General features: G+C 37.8%; 27 protein-coding genes and 1 pseudogene. All 28 read left to right on the plus strand.

Annotation, left to right across the window (positions count from 1 at the left end; genetic code table 11):
* Positions 1-17 precede the first annotated feature (17 nt).
* The 28 genes and pseudogenes from rplW to rplQ all read left to right on the plus strand — a co-directional run bounded on the left by rplW (position 18) and on the right by rplQ (position 15698).
* A complete protein-coding gene (gene rplW, locus ABR854_RS00165) occupies positions 18-305 on the plus strand; it encodes a 50S ribosomal protein L23 (protein WP_350263333.1) in 288 nt (95 codons plus the stop codon).
* A 78-nt stretch (positions 306-383) separates the two neighbouring features.
* Positions 384-1208, plus strand: a complete 825-nt coding sequence (gene rplB, locus ABR854_RS00170) for a 50S ribosomal protein L2 (protein ID WP_350263334.1) — start codon at positions 384-386, stop codon at positions 1206-1208.
* 90 nt (positions 1209-1298) lie between these two features.
* The gene (rpsS, locus tag ABR854_RS00175) at positions 1299-1577 is read left to right on the plus strand and encodes a 30S ribosomal protein S19 (RefSeq protein WP_188763531.1); all 279 of its coding nucleotides are present in this window, start codon (positions 1299-1301) and stop codon (positions 1575-1577) included.
* Positions 1578-1704: 127 nt separating this feature from the next.
* Positions 1705-2049 (plus strand): 50S ribosomal protein L22, encoded by a 345-nt coding sequence (rplV, locus tag ABR854_RS00180; protein WP_188763529.1) that lies wholly within the window; start codon positions 1705-1707, stop codon positions 2047-2049.
* A gap of 56 nt (positions 2050-2105) precedes the next feature.
* Positions 2106-2978: a 30S ribosomal protein S3 gene (gene rpsC / locus ABR854_RS00185; protein WP_305952751.1), complete on the plus strand. Its 873-nt coding sequence runs from the start codon at positions 2106-2108 to the stop codon at positions 2976-2978.
* 112 nt (positions 2979-3090) lie between these two features.
* The gene (gene rplP, locus ABR854_RS00190; RefSeq protein WP_350263335.1) at positions 3091-3519 is read left to right on the plus strand and encodes a 50S ribosomal protein L16; all 429 of its coding nucleotides are present in this window, start codon (positions 3091-3093) and stop codon (positions 3517-3519) included.
* Between the two features lie 99 nt (positions 3520-3618).
* Positions 3619-3801, plus strand: coding sequence for a 50S ribosomal protein L29 (gene rpmC / locus ABR854_RS00195; protein WP_350263336.1), 183 nt, complete (start codon positions 3619-3621; stop codon positions 3799-3801).
* Between the two features lie 45 nt (positions 3802-3846).
* Positions 3847-4101: a 30S ribosomal protein S17 gene (gene rpsQ / locus ABR854_RS00200; RefSeq protein WP_305952748.1), complete on the plus strand. Its 255-nt coding sequence runs from the start codon at positions 3847-3849 to the stop codon at positions 4099-4101.
* A 101-nt stretch (positions 4102-4202) separates the two neighbouring features.
* On the plus strand, positions 4203-4571 hold the full coding sequence (rplN, locus tag ABR854_RS00205) for a 50S ribosomal protein L14 (RefSeq protein WP_015027362.1): 369 nt from the start codon (positions 4203-4205) through the stop codon (positions 4569-4571).
* Between the two features lie 71 nt (positions 4572-4642).
* Positions 4643-4981: a 50S ribosomal protein L24 gene (gene rplX, locus ABR854_RS00210; RefSeq protein ID WP_350263337.1), complete on the plus strand. Its 339-nt coding sequence runs from the start codon at positions 4643-4645 to the stop codon at positions 4979-4981.
* A gap of 81 nt (positions 4982-5062) precedes the next feature.
* Entirely contained in the window at positions 5063-5611 is a 549-nt protein-coding gene (rplE, locus tag ABR854_RS00215) for a 50S ribosomal protein L5 (RefSeq protein WP_350263338.1), read from the plus strand.
* Between the two features lie 35 nt (positions 5612-5646).
* Entirely contained in the window at positions 5647-5916 is a 270-nt protein-coding gene (gene rpsN / locus ABR854_RS00220; RefSeq protein ID WP_238804312.1) for a 30S ribosomal protein S14, read from the plus strand.
* 200 nt (positions 5917-6116) lie between these two features.
* A complete protein-coding gene (gene rpsH, locus ABR854_RS00225) occupies positions 6117-6518 on the plus strand; it encodes a 30S ribosomal protein S8 (RefSeq protein WP_350263339.1) in 402 nt (133 codons plus the stop codon).
* Between the two features lie 131 nt (positions 6519-6649).
* Positions 6650-7210, plus strand: a complete 561-nt coding sequence (gene rplF / locus ABR854_RS00230; protein WP_350263340.1) for a 50S ribosomal protein L6 — start codon at positions 6650-6652, stop codon at positions 7208-7210.
* Positions 7211-7292: 82 nt separating this feature from the next.
* A complete protein-coding gene (gene rplR, locus ABR854_RS00235; protein ID WP_188763511.1) occupies positions 7293-7640 on the plus strand; it encodes a 50S ribosomal protein L18 in 348 nt (115 codons plus the stop codon).
* An 18-nt stretch (positions 7641-7658) separates the two neighbouring features.
* A complete protein-coding gene (rpsE, locus tag ABR854_RS00240; protein WP_350263341.1) occupies positions 7659-8162 on the plus strand; it encodes a 30S ribosomal protein S5 in 504 nt (167 codons plus the stop codon).
* Between the two features lie 82 nt (positions 8163-8244).
* Positions 8245-8424, plus strand: coding sequence for a 50S ribosomal protein L30 (gene rpmD, locus ABR854_RS00245; RefSeq protein WP_350263342.1), 180 nt, complete (start codon positions 8245-8247; stop codon positions 8422-8424).
* 174 nt (positions 8425-8598) lie between these two features.
* Positions 8599-9033: pseudogene (gene rplO, locus ABR854_RS00250) on the plus strand (50S ribosomal protein L15); the annotation flags it as partial.
* Positions 9034-9156: 123 nt separating this feature from the next.
* Positions 9157-9393: a helix-hairpin-helix domain-containing protein gene (locus tag ABR854_RS00255; protein WP_350263712.1), complete on the plus strand. Its 237-nt coding sequence runs from the start codon at positions 9157-9159 to the stop codon at positions 9391-9393.
* 32 nt (positions 9394-9425) lie between these two features.
* Positions 9426-10760, plus strand: a complete 1335-nt coding sequence (gene secY / locus ABR854_RS00260; protein WP_350263343.1) for a preprotein translocase subunit SecY — start codon at positions 9426-9428, stop codon at positions 10758-10760.
* A 19-nt stretch (positions 10761-10779) separates the two neighbouring features.
* Positions 10780-11589, plus strand: a complete 810-nt coding sequence (gene map / locus ABR854_RS00265) for a type I methionyl aminopeptidase (protein WP_350263344.1) — start codon at positions 10780-10782, stop codon at positions 11587-11589.
* A gap of 52 nt (positions 11590-11641) precedes the next feature.
* The gene (gene infA / locus ABR854_RS00270; protein WP_188763499.1) at positions 11642-11860 is read left to right on the plus strand and encodes a translation initiation factor IF-1; all 219 of its coding nucleotides are present in this window, start codon (positions 11642-11644) and stop codon (positions 11858-11860) included.
* An 85-nt stretch (positions 11861-11945) separates the two neighbouring features.
* On the plus strand, positions 11946-12062 hold the full coding sequence (gene rpmJ / locus ABR854_RS00275) for a 50S ribosomal protein L36 (RefSeq protein ID WP_015027349.1): 117 nt from the start codon (positions 11946-11948) through the stop codon (positions 12060-12062).
* 5 nt (positions 12063-12067) lie between these two features.
* On the plus strand, positions 12068-12442 hold the full coding sequence (rpsM, locus tag ABR854_RS00280; protein ID WP_188763497.1) for a 30S ribosomal protein S13: 375 nt from the start codon (positions 12068-12070) through the stop codon (positions 12440-12442).
* 114 nt (positions 12443-12556) lie between these two features.
* The gene (gene rpsK / locus ABR854_RS00285) at positions 12557-12952 is read left to right on the plus strand and encodes a 30S ribosomal protein S11 (RefSeq protein WP_350263345.1); all 396 of its coding nucleotides are present in this window, start codon (positions 12557-12559) and stop codon (positions 12950-12952) included.
* A gap of 235 nt (positions 12953-13187) precedes the next feature.
* Entirely contained in the window at positions 13188-13793 is a 606-nt protein-coding gene (gene rpsD / locus ABR854_RS00290) for a 30S ribosomal protein S4 (protein ID WP_350263346.1), read from the plus strand.
* A 117-nt stretch (positions 13794-13910) separates the two neighbouring features.
* A complete protein-coding gene (locus ABR854_RS00295) occupies positions 13911-14900 on the plus strand; it encodes a DNA-directed RNA polymerase subunit alpha (RefSeq protein ID WP_350263347.1) in 990 nt (329 codons plus the stop codon).
* 201 nt (positions 14901-15101) lie between these two features.
* Positions 15102-15698: a 50S ribosomal protein L17 gene (rplQ, locus tag ABR854_RS00300; RefSeq protein ID WP_350263348.1), complete on the plus strand. Its 597-nt coding sequence runs from the start codon at positions 15102-15104 to the stop codon at positions 15696-15698.
* The last annotated feature ends 5 nt before the right edge of the window (positions 15699-15703 follow it).

The raw sequence follows: 15703 nt of genomic DNA on the forward strand, positions 1-15703 counted from the left end.
TTATAAATAATACAAAAATGAGCGTACTCAAAAGACCAATCGTTACCGAAAAATCACAAAAACTTACTACAACAGGTAAATTTGTGTTTGAGGTTGAGTTGAATGCGAACAAAATCGAAATCGCAAAAGCTGTCGAAAAAATGTACGGTGTTACTGTAACAGACGTAAACACTGTTCGCCAAATCGGCAAAAAGAAATCGAGAATGACTCGTAGCAGAGCATCATCAGGTATGACTTCTACTTTCAAGAAAGCAGTAGTAACATTGAAAGATGGTGATTTAATCGATTTCTACGAAAATTTGTAATAAGTGCTAAAAGTAGCCAAGTATTACACAATTTACTAAATTAAAGTATAGCCTTCGGCTGCAAAAGATTAAGTAACAATGGGTATCAAAAAATTAAAACCAAACACACCTGGCCAACGTCATAGAATTGCTCCTGATTTTTCAGACATTACAGCAAGTAAGCCAGAGAAAAGCCTAACCACTACTATCAAGAAAACTGGTGGTAGAAATAGCGAAGGTCACCGTACTGCACGTTATATTGGTGGTGGACACAAACGTAGATATCGTTTGATTGATTTCAAAAGAAATAAAGTAGATATTTCTGCTGAAGTAAAAACTATTGAGTATGACCCAAATCGTACAGCACGTATTGCTTTGGTTCAGTACACTGACGGTGAGAAAGCATACATCATTGCTCCTCAAGGATTGAAAGTTGGACAAACTATCATCGCAGGTTCAAATGTTGCACCAGAGGTTGGTAACTCACTTCCAGTAGGAAATATGCCACTTGGTACAATCATTCACAACATCGAATTACAACCAGGTAAAGGTGCTCAGATGGCACGTAGTGCTGGAGCTTACGCTCAGGTATTAGCAAAAGATAGCAAATATGTTACTTTAAAAATGCCATCTGGTGAAATGAGAATGATACTTGCTACTTGTGTTGCTACAGTAGGAACAGTATCAAACGCAGACCACATGAACGTAACGCTTGGAAAAGCAGGTCGTAAACGTTGGTTAGGGGTTCGTCCAAGAGTAAGAGGTGTTGCAATGAACCCAGTTGACCACCCTATGGGAGGTGGTGAAGGCCGTTCGTCAGGTGGTCACCCACGTTCACGTAACGGTTTATTAGCGAAAGGTAAGAAAACTCGTGATACGACAAAGCCTTCATCGAAGCTTATCATTTCAAGAAGAAATAAATAATAATCAAGCAGTTTAATGGCTTTTTGATTTAGAAATAGACAGAGAGTTCAAAACTTAACCGTAGCGAGAAATCGCTCAGAATAATAAAAAATGGCACGTTCACTTAAAAAAGGACCATACATTGATTTTCGCCTCGACAAGAAAGTTGTTGATATGAATAACTCAGGCAAAAAGTCAGTTATCAAAACGTGGTCACGTCGCTCAATGATTTCTCCAGATTTTATCGGGCACACCTTCGCAGTACATAACGGAAATAAATTTATTCCTGTTTATGTAACTGATAACATGGTAGGACACAAACTTGGTGAGTTTTCACCAACTCGTAACTTCCGTGGTCACGTAGCAAAAAAAGATAAAGGTAAAAGATAATAATTACAATGAAGAATGAAGAATGAAGAATGTAGAATGTAAAATGAAGTGTGAATACCGAAATGTAAACATAATTCTTAACTCTTAATTCTTAATTCTAAATTCATAATTCTACATTTCAAGAATAATGGAAGCAGTAGCAAAACTTAATGATTACCCTACCTCGCCTCGTAAGGCAAGATTAGTGATTGACCTTATTAGAGGGAAAAAGGTAAGTCAGGCTTTAGGCATTTTGAGCTTTCAGCCACAACACGCCGCACCAGTGGTTAAGAAAGTCTTATTATCGGCAGTTGCTAACTGGCAACAAAAGAATGAAGACTTGAAAATCGAAGACGCAGAATTGTACGTAAAGTCAATTTTCGTTGATGGTGGACGTATGTTGAAACGCATGAGACCAGCTCCACAAGGACGTGGATACCGTGTTCGTAAGCGTTCTCACCATCTTACAATTGTAGTTGATAGTGCAAATTAATTAAATCAAATAGCAAACGATACACTACTCGTATTGCTTAATAAAGTAAATTACCAATGGGACAAAAAGTAAATCCGGTAGGTCTAAGACTTGGTTATATCAGAGGATGGGATTCTAACTGGTATGGTGGAAAAACTTTCGCTGAGAAATTAGTTGAAGACCAAGAAATCCGTAAATACGTTTCAGCTCGTATTCCAAAAGGTGCTATCTCGAAAGTAGTTATCGAGCGTACTTTAAAACGCATTACACTTACAATCCATACAGCCCGTCCAGGTGTTGTTATCGGTAAAGGTGGAAATGAGGTTGATAAAATCAAGGAGGAGCTTAAAAAATTAACGGGCAAAGATGTTCAGATTAATATCTACGAAATCAAACGTCCAGAACTCGACGCTAAATTAGTGGGTGAATCAATCGCTCAACAACTCGAAGCTCGTATTTCTTACCGTCGTGCCATGAAACAAGCTATCCAAGCTGCGGTTCGTGTAGGTGCACAAGGTATCAAAGTAAAGTTAGGTGGTCGTTTAGCAGGAGCTGAGATGGCACGTAACGAAATGTACAAAGAAGGACGTATTCCTTTGCATACACTTCGTGCAGACATCGACTATGCTATCTCTGAAGCCCTTACTGTGTACGGAAAAATCGGTATTAAAGTATGGATTTTCAAAGGTGAAGTTTACGGTAAGCGTGACTTGACTCCAGCAGGTGGTGGTACTTCTCAATCAAATAACGAGAGAGGTGGTGCAGAAGCACAAGCTGGCGGACGTGGTGGTCGTGATGACCGCAGAGGCGGAGGCCGTGACGACCGCAGAGGTGGTGGTCGTGATGACAACAGAGGTGGTGGCCGTAACAACAGTAATAACCGTGGTGGTGGTGCTGGTGGCAATCGCAACAATAATAACAATAGAGGTACAGGTCCAAATAAGAGATAAGCACCTAACTTAGTTTCAAGTTTACTTCTCGAAAACTTTTGGTGTATTCATTGAAACTTTAGGAAAATTTAACTTGAAACTAAGCACTCAGTGCTGAAAATATAACATCGTCATGTTACAACCAAGAAGAACCAAATTTCGTAAGCAACAAAAAGGCAGAATTAAAGGTCTCGCCACTCGTGGACACGAGATAGCTTTCGGAACATTCGCTATCAAATCTTTAGAGCCAGGTTTCATTACCTCTCGCCAGATTGAAGCAGCACGTATCGGTGTTACCCGTGCAATGAAACGTGAAGGTCAAGTGTGGATTCGTATTTTTCCAGACAAGCCAATCACTAAAAAACCTCTCGAGGTACGTATGGGTAAGGGTAAAGGTGCACCTGAATATTGGGTAGCCAGTGTTAAACCAGGTACAATTTTATTCGAAGCAACTGGAGTACCAGTAGAAGTAGCAACAGAAGCATTACGTTTAGCTGCTCAAAAACTTCCAGTTCAAACAAAATTTATAGTTCGTAGAGACTATCAAGAAGGAGCTGAATAATAACAATAGTTCTGAGTGCTGAGTTTTGAATGCGGTCGAAGGTATAAATTCCTAATTCCTAATTCCTAATTCCTGACTCAGTTAAGTTCAAATAATAAAATGAAACAGTCAGAAATCAAAGCATTGTCACTTGAGCAGTTAGAGCAAAATATCGCTGTTGAGAAAGATAGAATCTTGAAATTACAGTTTGCTCACGCCATTACACCCATCGAAAATCCGATGCGTATTCGTCAGTCTCGTAGATTGATAGCTCAATTGTTGACTGAATTGAACGCAAGATAAATTATAGCAATCCCTGTTAACAGCAGGATATCAAGTATCTGAACAATGGAAAGAAATCTCAGAAAAGAGCGTATCGGAACGGTAGTAAGCAACAAGATGGATAAATCAGGTGTTGTAGCTGTGGTTCGTAAATTGAAACATCCGAAGTACGGAAAGTTTATGCTCAAAACCAAGAAGTTTATGTTCCATGACGAGAACAATGAAGTTGGTATCGGTGATACCGTTAAAATTCAGGAGACTCGTCCATTGAGCAAAAACAAAAATTGGAGATTAGTAGAAATCGTAGAAAAAGCGAAATAATAGCCCCAATTTTGTTCTCCTTAGCTGGAGAAAGCTATTAACCAAATTACCCCTTGAGCAGGGTCGAATCCGACTTAGGGGTCTTAACTATTCATAAGACAATGTTACAGCAAGAATCAAGAGCAGGTGTTGCCGACAACAGTGGTGCAAAAGAAGTGCTTGTTATCCGTGTATTGGGTGGCACACGTAAACGTTATGCATCAATCGGTGATAAAGTTGTCGTAACGGTGAAATCAGCCCTTTCATCTTCAAACATGAAGAAAGGAACTGTATCAAAGGCTGTTGTTGTGAGAACTACTAAGGAAGTTCGTCGCAAAGATGGTACTTACATTCGTTTTGAAGACAACGCAGTCGTATTATTAAACAATCAAGATGAGCCACGTGGCACTCGTATTTTCGGACCTGTTGCTCGCGAATTGCGTGAGAAACAATTCATGAAAATCGTTTCTTTGGCTCCAGAAGTTCTTTAATTTGAATGATAAGTGGTGTAAGCCAAACTATTTTCAAATTCTAAAATTTCCAAATTTTCAAATTCAAAGTAATGGAAAGAAAATTCAATAAGCAGCAGAAACAACACGTTCGCACTGGCGATACTGTTGAAGTGATTGCAGGCAATGCTAAAGGAAAGCGTGGCGTAATCAGTGAAGTGATTACATCAAAACAACGTGTAGTTGTTGATGGTGTAAACATCATGAAAAAACACGTAAAACCTTCTGCTCAATCTCCTCAAGGCGAAATCCGTGAGTTTGCAGCCCCTATTCACATCAGTAACGTTATGTTAGTTGATCCAGCTACTGGTAAACCAACACGTACTGGTCGTAAAGAAAACGACAAAGGAAAGTTACAAAGATTTTCTAAGGAAACTGGAAAATTCATTTAATCAATTACCATTTGGCATTAGCTTCTGCCGAAGCTTTTATCAATAAATATGAGGGTCGGAAATCCTCCTATTAAAAATCTAATGGCACGTTTAAGAGACAAATACACCAAAGAGATTGTTCCTGCTTTGAAAGAAAAGTTTGGATACAAATCAGTGATGCAAGTTCCAGCATTGAAAAAGATTGTAGTGAACCGTGGGGTTGGAGCTGCAACTGGGGACAAGAAATTAATTGACAGTAGTTTGGAAGAAATCACTACAATTACTGGTCAAAAAGCAGTAGCTACACTTTCAAAGAAAGCCGTATCAAACTTTAAACTACGTGAAAATATGCCAATCGGTGTAAAAGTAACTTTACGTGGTGATAAAATGTACGAATTCTTAGACCGTTTGACTGCCATTGCTCTTCCACGTGTACGTGACTTCAAAGGTATTAGCGATAAAGGCTTTGACGGACGTGGAAACTATACCTTCGGTGTGAAGGAGCAAATCATCTTCCCTGAAATCTCGATTGATAAAATCTCTAAGATTCAAGGTATGGATATTACATTCGTTACCACAGCAGGAACAGATGCTGAAGCATACGAATTATTAAAAGCAATGGGAATGCCTTTTGCAAGCATCAAGAAATAATATTAAGATTTCGATATTTATAATTCAGTCATACAATGGCAAAAGAATCAATAAAAGCAAGAGATAGAAAAAAAGCAGCTTGTGTTGCTAAATACGCTGCAAAGCGTGCTGCTTTGAAAGAAGCAGGCGACCTAATTGGCTTAGACAAACTACCTCGCAACGCTTCACCTGTACGTTTACACAATCGTTGTCAATTGACAGGCCGTCCGAGAGGATATATGCGTAAGTTCGGTATCAATCGTGTTACTTTCCGTGAAATGGCAAGTAAAGGATTAATCCCAGGAGTTACAAAAGCATCTTGGTAATATTGTAAAAGTACTTATTTCGATGTAAATATTTAAAGTTGTTTTATAACTTTATAAAGAATATTTATTCTTCTTGATAATTACTTGCTCAATAATTACTTTTTCTAAAAAACATTTTCTAATTTTGCAGCCCAGTTAAGAAAGTCGTGCTCACGATACTGCTTAACGCTGGCTTAGGTATCCAAAATTAAATATCAAAAATGATTACAACGGATCCAATAGCAGACTTCCTTACCAGAATCAGAAATGCCATCAAGGCACGTCATAGAGTGGTAGAAATTCCTGCTTCGAACATCAAAAAAGCGATTACTCAAGTACTTTACGATAAAGGCTTTATTCAAAGTTATAAATTCGAAGAAGTTGCTCCTCAAGGAGTAATCAAAATTGCATTGAAGTACAATCCAGTTACGAAACAATCTGCAATCGTAGAATTGAAAAGAGTTTCAAAACCAGGTTTACGTAAATATGCTGGTACAACTGATATTCCACGTGTATTAAATGGTTTGGGTATTGCTATCGTTTCTACATCGAAAGGTGTAATGACTGATAAAGAAGCTCGTGCCTTGAAAGTAGGTGGTGAAGTATTGTGCTACGTATATTAATACGATGCTTATCATTGACCTTATGTGTATTCAATACACCTTAATGTCTTCACTCAAGTAAATAATTTGTTGACCGCTCCTAATAACTCGTGCCAACGAAAGTGTTTTGAAGCCTTAAACTATTCAATAAAATGTCAAGAATTGGTAAAAAACCAGTTGCCCTTCCAAGTGGAGTAAGTATTTCAGTAGATGCACAAAATGTTGTTACTGTAAAAGGACCAAAGGGTACACTCACTCAGAAAGTTGACCAAGATATCACTGTTTCTGTTGAAGAAAACGAGTTGAAAGTTGAGAGACCAACTGAACAAAAAAGACACAAAGCCCTTCACGGTTTATATCGCTCATTAATCAATAACATGGTTATCGGCGTTAGCACTGGCTATAAAGCTGAAATGGAAATCGTCGGTGTTGGTTACAAGGCTGCCAATAATGGTAATGTCCTTGATTTAAGCTTAGGTTTCTCGCACAATGTTTACTTTGTAGTTCCTTCAGAATTGAAAGTTACAACTGCGATGGAAAAAGGTAAAAACCCGATGGTAACGCTTGAAGGTACAGATAAGCAACTCGTAGGCTTAGTAGCTTCAAAAATCAAGTCACTTCGTAAAGTTGAGCCATACAAAGGTAAAGGTATTAGATTTGTTGGTGAAATTATTCGTCGTAAGGCTGGTAAAACATCTGGTAAGAAGAAATAATCATTAGACACAAGACGTAGGAGAAACAAGAACGATTAATTATCAAACTTGCTGCTCTGAAAATCACAAAATAGCAAATACAATGTCAAGTGTAAAAACTGATAGAAGACAAAAAATTAAGTGGAGTATCCGTAACAAAATCTCTGGTACAACCGAGAGACCACGTTTGTCGGTATTCCGTTCAAATACTGCCATCTACGCTCAATTAATTGACGACTCTAAAGGTGAAACTTTAGCGGCTGTTTCAACAACCGAATTAGGTTTGAAAGGTGTGAAAATCGACAATTCAAAAGAAGTTGGTAAAAAAATAGCTGAAAAAGCGACCGAAAAAGGAATCCTTGCCTGTGTATTCGATCGTAATGGCTATTTGTATCATGGTAACATCAAAGCTGTGGCTGAAGGAGCCAGAGAAGGCGGTTTGAAATTCTAATCTTGAAATTCTGAATCAATGAACAAAGCAAAAGTAAACGAGGCAGAACTCAAAGAAAGAGTAGTCGCCATCAATCGTGTAGCAAAAGTAGTAAAAGGTGGACGTCGTTTTAGCTTCTCAGCTATCGTTGTATTGGGCGATGGTAAAGGAGTAGTAGGACAAGGTTTAGGTAAAGCAAATGAAGTAACGGATGCAATTGCAAAAGCTATTGAAGATGCTAAGAAAAACTTAGTTACTGTTCCTGTAATCAACGACACAGTACCTCATGAAATTCATGGTAAATTCTCAGGTGGTTTAGTTTTCGTTAAACCAGCAGCTCCTGGTACAGGTATTATTGCTGGTGGTGCGATGCGTGCCGTTTTGGAAGCAGCCGGAATTCATAATGTATTGGCTAAATCTAAAGGTTCATCAAACCCTCACAACGTAGTTAAAGCAACTATCGACGCTCTTAGTCAAATGAGAGCTCCGCATTCAGTAGCTTTCCAACGTAGTGTAAAAATGACTAAAGTATTCAACGGATAATTGCTCTGAGCTTTAAGTTTACTAATCATACTTATTGGTATGAAAGTCAACTTAAAGCTTGTTGCATGTAGCTAATAAAAAAATGGCAAAGGTAAAAATTACTCAAGTAAGAAGTATCATTGGAAGACCAGAAGTTCAAAAGCGTACAATCGCTGCTTTAGGACTTGGAAAACTCAATCGTACTGTTGAAAAAGAACTAAACCCTGCAATGCAAGGAATGATTAATTCGGTGAAACACCTATTAGTTATTGAGGAAGCATAAGCAGTAAAGATTTAAGAATAAATGATTACAAATTAAAGATTGATGATGTTTAACATATCACAATCGCTAATTATTAATCAACAGTCTTTAATTTCTTTTTCTATTAGGCATAGCCGAGTAAATCTGAAGGTCAGATTTGCGTATTATTAACCCGATTAAATTAATCGAATTACAATGAAATTAGAATCTCTAAAACCTAATAAAGGTTCAGTTAAAGCAAATGACAGAGTAGGTCGTGGACACGGTTCTGGTGGTGGTGGTACTGCTAAACGTGGTCACAAAGGTGCTAAATCTCGTTCAGGTTACAGCCAAAAACGTGGTTTTGAAGGTGGTCAAATGCCTTTACAACGTCGTGTTCCTAAGTTTGGTTTCAAAAATATCAATCGTGTTGAATACAAAGCTATCAATTTGGACACAATCCAAGCATTATTTGATAAAACTGGTATCGCTAACATTGATTTAGGTGTATTATATAACAACGGTCTTATCTCAAAATCTGATTTAGTTAAAGTATTAGGTCGTGGAGAATTGACTGCAGCAGTTAATCTACGTGCAAATGCTTTCTCTGCTTCAGCAATTGCAGCAATTGAGAAAGTAGGTGGTTCTGCAACAGTAGATGCAACTTTTAATAAGGAAGTTGTTGCTGTTGAACAAGTAGTTACAGAAGTTGTAGCTGAAGAAAAACCAAAGAAAGCAACAAAAAAAAAAGCTGAGGGCGACGATTTAAAATTAATCGAAGGAGTTGGTCCGAAAATTGCGGATTTGTTAATTAATGCAGGAATAGTTACATTTGCAGATTTAGCAGCAACTCCAGTTGAGAAAGTTTCTGAAATCCTTGATGCAGCAGGTTCAAAATTTGCGATGCATAACCCAGCTACTTGGGCTGACCAGGCCGCTTTGGCTCGTGATGGCAAGTGGGATGAGTTGAAGGAATTGCAAGATAAACTCAATGCAGGTAAAGCTGAGTAATTTCACTAAAACGCCTTGTTTTTCCTATCAAAATGAACAAATTCATTACGACACTCCGAAACATTTGGTCAATAGAGGAACTGAGAAAGAGAATTCTCCAGACTATATTGATTATCTTAATTTTTAGAATTGGTTCACACGTGGTTTTACCAGGTGTAGATGTAGCAAAATTAAAAGACCTTACAGAATCTAATGGTTTGTTGGGTTTGTTAAATACACTCGTCGGTGGAGCTTTCCAAAATGCCTCGGTTATGGCACTTGGTATTATGCCTTATATTTCGGCATCCATCGCTATCCAATTGCTTACGCTTGCTCTACCATATTTTAGTAAATTACAAAAAGAAGGAGAGTCAGGTCGTAGAAAATTGAATCAGATTACTCGTTGGTTGACAATTATTGTAGCTGCAGCACAAGCATTAACTTATGTAAGGGCTACTATTCCAACTGATGCGATTACAATCAGTCAAGGGTTATTTTACGTTAGTTCAGTAATATTAATCGTTTCTGGTACTGTAATGTGTATGTGGTTAGGTGAGAGAATGACCGAGAAAGGAGTTGGTAATGGTATTTCAATGATGATTATGATTGGTATCGTTTCAAGATTTCCAGGAGCAATTATCGGCGAAGCTCAAGCAAGAGGTGGAAATGGGCAAATCCTTTTCTTTGTACTCGAATTAGTAGCTTTATTCTTAGTTGTTTTGTTTGCGGTTGCGATTACACAAGCTACAAGAAGAATACCCGTTCAATATGCTAAACAAATCGTTGGTAATAAAGTAGTAACTGGACAACGTCAGTACTTACCATTGAAATTGAACATTGCAGGTGTAATGCCAATTATCTTTGGACAAGCATTAATGTTTATTCCAGGTTTGGTACTAACATATTTGGCTGAAAGTACAAAAAGTGATACATTCCAGAATTGGGCAATTATTATGAACAACCCAGCTTCTTGGCAGTATTGTATCATTTATGCAGTCTTGATTATTGGTTTTACATTTTTCTACACTGCTATCTCGATTAACCCTAATCAAATTGCAGATGATATGAAACGTGGTGGTGGTTTTATTCCCGGTGTTAAACCTGGTCAACCAACATCTGATTTCGTTGCCAATATTTTAGACAGAATTACATTACCTGGTGGTGTTCTCTTAGCTGTGATTGCAATTTTACCTGCTTTCGCTGGCTTATTGGGTATGACTCAAGGCTTTGCTTCTTTCTTTGGTGGAACTTCATTGTTGATTCTCGTAGGTGTAGTTTTAGATACACTACAACAAATCGAAAGTTATTTATTAATGAAGCGTTATGAAGGTTTGATGCAGTCAGGTCGTATTCAAGGTCGTCAGATTGACGCTAATGTTCCTGCCTAAATAAAACGACAACGCAGTCATGAGTAAAAAAGATAAAATAATTTATCTAAAGTCTGAAGAAGAATTAGAGATTATTAGAGAAAATGGCCAAATTTTAGGCAAAGCTCATGCTGAAGTTGCTAAATTAATTGAGCCGGGTGTTACCACAAAAGCCCTTGATAAAGTTGCTTTTGAGTACATACAAGATAATGCAGCTCAACCATCTTTTTTGAATTATAATGGTTTTCCAGCAAGTTTATGTATATCAGTAAATGATGTCGTAGTTCATGGAATCCCAAGTAATAGAGTTTTAAAAGATGGCGATATAGTTTCGATTGATTGCGGAGTATATAAGAAAGGATTTCACGCAGATAGTGCTTATACTTATACTATCGGAGAAGTTCAGAATGAAGTGCTTGATTTGCTTAAACACACATATCGCTCACTGTTCAAAGGTATCGAACAAGCAAGAGTTGGTAATAGAGTAGGAGATGTGAGTTTTGCTGTTCAGAATTATGCCGAATCACATCACTATGGTGTTGTGAGAGAATTAGTTGGTCATGGAGTTGGTAAGTATTTACACGAGTCCCCTGAAGTTCCAAACTTTGGCAAGCGTGGAAATGGCCCCAAACTTCTTGAAGGAATGGTAATCGCTATCGAGCCTATGATTACTTTGGGAAGAAGAGGCGTTGTTCAAGAAAATGACAATTGGACAATCCGTACTGAAGACCGCAAGCAAGCAGCTCATTATGAGCATACGGTGGTTGTGAGAAAAGGTAAAGCTGAAATCTTAACTACCTTTCAATTCATCGAAGAGGTTTTAGCAAAGAAAAATTTAGTAATTGCATAGTACAAATACACAAAGATTTTGATACAATTTCAAAGTCAGCATATTAAATTAAATGGCAAAACAATCAAATATCGAAGTTGACGGCATCATTACTGAAGCTCTTTCAAATGCCATGTTTCGTGTGCGTTTAGAGAATCAGCATGAGTTAATCGCTCATATTTCGGGCAAAATGAGAATGAATTATATTCGTATTTTGCCAGGTGATAAGGTAAGACTGGAAATGTCCCCTTATGATTTAACAAAAGCTCGTATTACGTATCGTTATAAATAATGCTGAATGAGCGAATGAGTGAACAAACGAATAATTAAGATATTCATCAACTCACACATTTACTACTTCAATAATTCAAAAAAAAATGAAAGTAAAAGCGTCGGTTAAGAAGCGTAGTGCTGAATGTAAAGTTATCCGTAGAAAGGGTAAAATTTACGTTATTAACAAAAAGAATCCTAAGTTTAAACAAAGACAAGGCTAATTTCTATGAGGATTGCAGGTGTTGATATCCCAGACAAAAAAAGAGGCGAAATCGCCCTTACGTACATCTACGGTATTGGCCGTAGTGCCTCACAAAAAATTCTAACAAAAGCTAATATCAGTTTTGATAAAAAAGCTGGCGAATGGAATGACAGTGAAGCTAATGCCATCCGTGGTATCATTACGGAAGAAATGACTGTTGAAGGTCAGTTGCGTTCAGAAGTACAACTTGCTATCAAACGTTTGATGGACATTGGTTGTTACCGTGGTGTTCGTCACCGTAAAGGTTTACCACTTCGTGGACAACGTACCAAAAACAACTCACGTACCCGTAAAGGTAAGCGTAAGACAGTTGCTAACAAGAAGAAAGCGACTAAGTAATCACCCCAACCCTTAGTGGGTTATAAATTTGGGTTCTCTATTTTATTGGGGAAGAGAATCGAACAGAGTACAGGTTTTTCTGTACTGCCAATCATTTAACAATGTTTTGTCACAATGGCACAAGCAAAAAGAAAAGATAAAGCAAAAAAGAGAATTGTGATCGTAGAGCCAGTAGGCCAAGTTCACATTAGAGCTTCTTTCAATAACATCATTATTTCTGTTACAAACAGCCAAGGTCAAGTTATTTCTTGGGGTTCAGCAGGTAAAATGGGTTTCAAAGGTTCAAAGAAAAATACACCTTATGCTGCACAAATGGCAGCTCAGAGTTGTGCTCAAGTAGCTTACGAAGCAGGAATGCGTAAAGCTGAAGTTTTTGTAAAAGGACCAGGTTCCGGACGTGAGTCGGCCATCCGTACTATTCAAAACTCAGGTATCGAAGTTACTACAATTACTGACGTTACGCCACTTCCACACAATGGATGTCGTCCGCCTAAGCGTAGAAGAGTTTAATAGATGACAAAAGAATGTAAGCAATAATCGTAAATTTAGTGCTTTGGCAGTTAGATTTTACGTTTAAAGTTTTCATTCTTTTGTTGCATTAGTATATAATAATTTTCAATAGTTCTCGTTTTAAGACGGGAAAAGAAATAGAAAGCAGATTATTGCTATTTTGATTTTCAAAATGATTGATAGTTTGGACATTGGGGCTAATCAATCTCTATTTCATTTTAACAACCAATAAAAAATGGCAAGATACACAGGTCCAAAAGTTAGGATTTCAAGAAAGTTTGGTGAACCAGTAATGGGGCCAAGCAAAGCATTAAGTAAAAAGGCATATCCTCCAGGCCAACATGGCAAAGGTCGTAAAAGCAAAAAATCTGAATACGGTCAACAATTAATTGAAAAACAAAAGGTAAAATATACTTATGGTATATTGGAGCGTCAGTTTGCACGTTTCTTCCACCTTGCTTCTGTTAAAGAAGGACGTACGGGTGACAACCTATTGAAACTTTGTGAAGGTCGTCTTGACAACACAGTTTATCGTTTAGGAATTGCTCCAACACGTCGTGCTGCACGTCAGTTAGTTACACACTGCCATATCACAGTTGATGGAACTGTTTTAAATGTTCCTTCGTTGATTTTAAAACCAGGTCAGATTGTTGGTGTACGTGAGAAATCAAAAGCTCTTGTTGCCATTTCTGATAGCTTAAAAGCACGTAACGCAAAACGTTACAACTGGTTAGAGTGGGATGCTACTGAAATGGTTGGTAAATTTATCAGCTACCCAGAGCGTGACCAAATCCCTGAAAACTTCAACGAGCAGGCTATCGTCGAGTTATATAACAAATAATATTTGTACAGTGGTTGTGCCATTACTGTTAAAAACAGTAGTGGCACAGCTACGTTTTTTTATTGGTGGTATAGCTAACCACCTTTTAGTTAACGAAAACAAACACACTGCATACGTATGTCAATATTAGCATTTCAAATGCCTGACAAGGTTGTCATGGAAAAAGCTGACGACTTCCATGGCTTTTTCGAGTTTAAACCACTCGAAAGAGGGTATGGTGTGACCATCGGAAACGCACTTCGTCGTATTTTGTTGTCTTCTTTGGAAGGTTACGCAATTACTTCGGTTAGATTCCCGGGGGTATTACACGAATTTTCGAGCATTGATGGGGTTGTTGATGATGTCACTGAAATCATCCTTAACCTTAAAATGGTTCGTTTCAAAAAAGTTTCTGACTATGTAGACAACAAATTTACAGTTAGAATCAAAAACCAAAGTGTTTTGACTGCGGGTGACCTCGGGAAATTTACACAAAGTTTTCAAATCTTAAACCCTGATTTGGTTATCGCTCGTATGGACGACCAAAAAGAATTGGAGATTGAAATCATTGTTGATAAAGGACGTGGTTATGTGGCTGCTGACGAACAAAAACAAAACGATTTACCAATTGGATTTATTTCGATTGATTCAATCTTTACACCAATCAAAAATGTTAAATATAGCATTGAGAATACCCGTGTAGAACAAAGAACTGACTACGAAAAACTCTTACTTGAAATCAAAACGGATGGTTCAATCCACCCTGAGCGTGCTTTACAAGAGTCTGCTCATATTTTGATTCAACACTTCTTGAAGTTTACGGACGAAAACATGGTATTTGATACCAAGAAAGATGACGAAGACAATATTGTTGATGAAGAATTCTTACATATGCGTAAGCTATTGAAGACTTCGTTGCAAGATTTAGACTTGTCGGTACGTGCGTACAACTGTTTGAAATCTGCGGATATTCGTACTCTCGGCGATTTGGCAAGACTTGAAGTAGCTGATATGATGAAATTCCGTAACTTCGGTAAGAAGTCATTAACGGAGTTGGAGCAATTAGTTGCTGACAAAGGCTTACACTTCGGTATGGATGTATTGAAATACAAGTTAGACGAAGATTGATATAATAATGCTTAATGTTTGATGGTTAATGTTTAATTATGTTGTTTCTGATATTTATAATTAAACATCAACCATTTATCATTAACCATTAATAATAAGTTATCGAACCGCAGTTATCGAGTAAATTAATTAACAATCGTGATAGGTGGAATTGCCAAGACTGCGTAGGCATTTTTGACCGTTACTTACGAAACAAATACAATGAGACACGGAAACAAAATCAACCATTTAGGTAGAACTCACTCGCACAGAGATGCGTTGTTGAAAAATTTAGCGATTTCTTTAATCCAATACAAGCGTATTGAAACAACTTTGGCTAAAGCTAAAGAATTGCGTAAATATGTTGAGCCTTTGATTACGAAATCAAAAAATGACAGCACTCACTCTCGTAGAACTGTTTTCTCTTACCTACAAGACAAAGAAGCTATCAAAACATTGTTTGGTGAAATTGCTGAGAAAGTGGCTAACCGTAACGGTGGTTATACTCGTATCATCAAATTAGGAACACGTTTTGGTGATAACGCTGAAGTAGCTTTGATTGAATTGGTTGACTATAACGAAGCATTATTGACTTCGGTAGAAGAAAAATCTACTAAAACACGTCGTAGCCGTCGTGGTGGTAAGAAAACTGAAGGAGCTGTTGAAGCTGTCACAGTTGAAACTGCTGCTGTTGATGAATCATCAGCTGAGGTTGTAGAAGAAACACCTGCTGCCGAAGTAGTAGCGGAAGCTGCTCCTGCCGTAGAAGAAGCTCCAGAGGCACCAGCTGCTGAAGGTGAAGAAACGAAAGAAGCTTAATTGCT

The sequence above is a fragment of the Emticicia sp. W12TSBA100-4 genome (assembly GCF_040253585.1).
GTDB lineage: Bacteria > Bacteroidota > Bacteroidia > Cytophagales > Spirosomataceae > Emticicia.

Coding starts and splice junctions, on each gene's coding strand:
- rpsQ (WP_305952748.1), top strand. CDS start 3,847: ATGGAAAGAAATCTCAGAAAAGAGCGTATCGGAACGGTAGTAAGCAAC.
- rplX (WP_350263337.1), top strand. CDS start 4,643: ATGGAAAGAAAATTCAATAAGCAGCAGAAACAACACGTTCGCACTGGC.
- rplP (WP_350263335.1), top strand. CDS start 3,091: ATGTTACAACCAAGAAGAACCAAATTTCGTAAGCAACAAAAAGGCAGA.
- rplN (WP_015027362.1), top strand. CDS start 4,203: ATGTTACAGCAAGAATCAAGAGCAGGTGTTGCCGACAACAGTGGTGCA.
- rpsS (WP_188763531.1), top strand. CDS start 1,299: ATGGCACGTTCACTTAAAAAAGGACCATACATTGATTTTCGCCTCGAC.
- rpsN (WP_238804312.1), top strand. CDS start 5,647: ATGGCAAAAGAATCAATAAAAGCAAGAGATAGAAAAAAAGCAGCTTGT.
- map (WP_350263344.1), top strand. CDS start 10,780: ATGAGTAAAAAAGATAAAATAATTTATCTAAAGTCTGAAGAAGAATTA.
- rpsD (WP_350263346.1), top strand. CDS start 13,188: ATGGCAAGATACACAGGTCCAAAAGTTAGGATTTCAAGAAAGTTTGGT.
- rpsC (WP_305952751.1), top strand. CDS start 2,106: ATGGGACAAAAAGTAAATCCGGTAGGTCTAAGACTTGGTTATATCAGA.
- rpsH (WP_350263339.1), top strand. CDS start 6,117: ATGATTACAACGGATCCAATAGCAGACTTCCTTACCAGAATCAGAAAT.
- rpmJ (WP_015027349.1), top strand. CDS start 11,946: ATGAAAGTAAAAGCGTCGGTTAAGAAGCGTAGTGCTGAATGTAAAGTT.
- rpmD (WP_350263342.1), top strand. CDS start 8,245: ATGGCAAAGGTAAAAATTACTCAAGTAAGAAGTATCATTGGAAGACCA.
- rplF (WP_350263340.1), top strand. CDS start 6,650: ATGTCAAGAATTGGTAAAAAACCAGTTGCCCTTCCAAGTGGAGTAAGT.
- rpsK (WP_350263345.1), top strand. CDS start 12,557: ATGGCACAAGCAAAAAGAAAAGATAAAGCAAAAAAGAGAATTGTGATC.
- secY (WP_350263343.1), top strand. CDS start 9,426: ATGAACAAATTCATTACGACACTCCGAAACATTTGGTCAATAGAGGAA.
- rplW (WP_350263333.1), top strand. CDS start 18: ATGAGCGTACTCAAAAGACCAATCGTTACCGAAAAATCACAAAAACTT.
- rpsM (WP_188763497.1), top strand. CDS start 12,068: ATGAGGATTGCAGGTGTTGATATCCCAGACAAAAAAAGAGGCGAAATC.
- rpmC (WP_350263336.1), top strand. CDS start 3,619: ATGAAACAGTCAGAAATCAAAGCATTGTCACTTGAGCAGTTAGAGCAA.
- rplV (WP_188763529.1), top strand. CDS start 1,705: ATGGAAGCAGTAGCAAAACTTAATGATTACCCTACCTCGCCTCGTAAG.
- rplB (WP_350263334.1), top strand. CDS start 384: ATGGGTATCAAAAAATTAAAACCAAACACACCTGGCCAACGTCATAGA.
- infA (WP_188763499.1), top strand. CDS start 11,642: ATGGCAAAACAATCAAATATCGAAGTTGACGGCATCATTACTGAAGCT.
- rpsE (WP_350263341.1), top strand. CDS start 7,659: ATGAACAAAGCAAAAGTAAACGAGGCAGAACTCAAAGAAAGAGTAGTC.
- rplQ (WP_350263348.1), top strand. CDS start 15,102: ATGAGACACGGAAACAAAATCAACCATTTAGGTAGAACTCACTCGCAC.
- ABR854_RS00295 (WP_350263347.1), top strand. CDS start 13,911: ATGTCAATATTAGCATTTCAAATGCCTGACAAGGTTGTCATGGAAAAA.
- rplR (WP_188763511.1), top strand. CDS start 7,293: ATGTCAAGTGTAAAAACTGATAGAAGACAAAAAATTAAGTGGAGTATC.
- rplE (WP_350263338.1), top strand. CDS start 5,063: ATGGCACGTTTAAGAGACAAATACACCAAAGAGATTGTTCCTGCTTTG.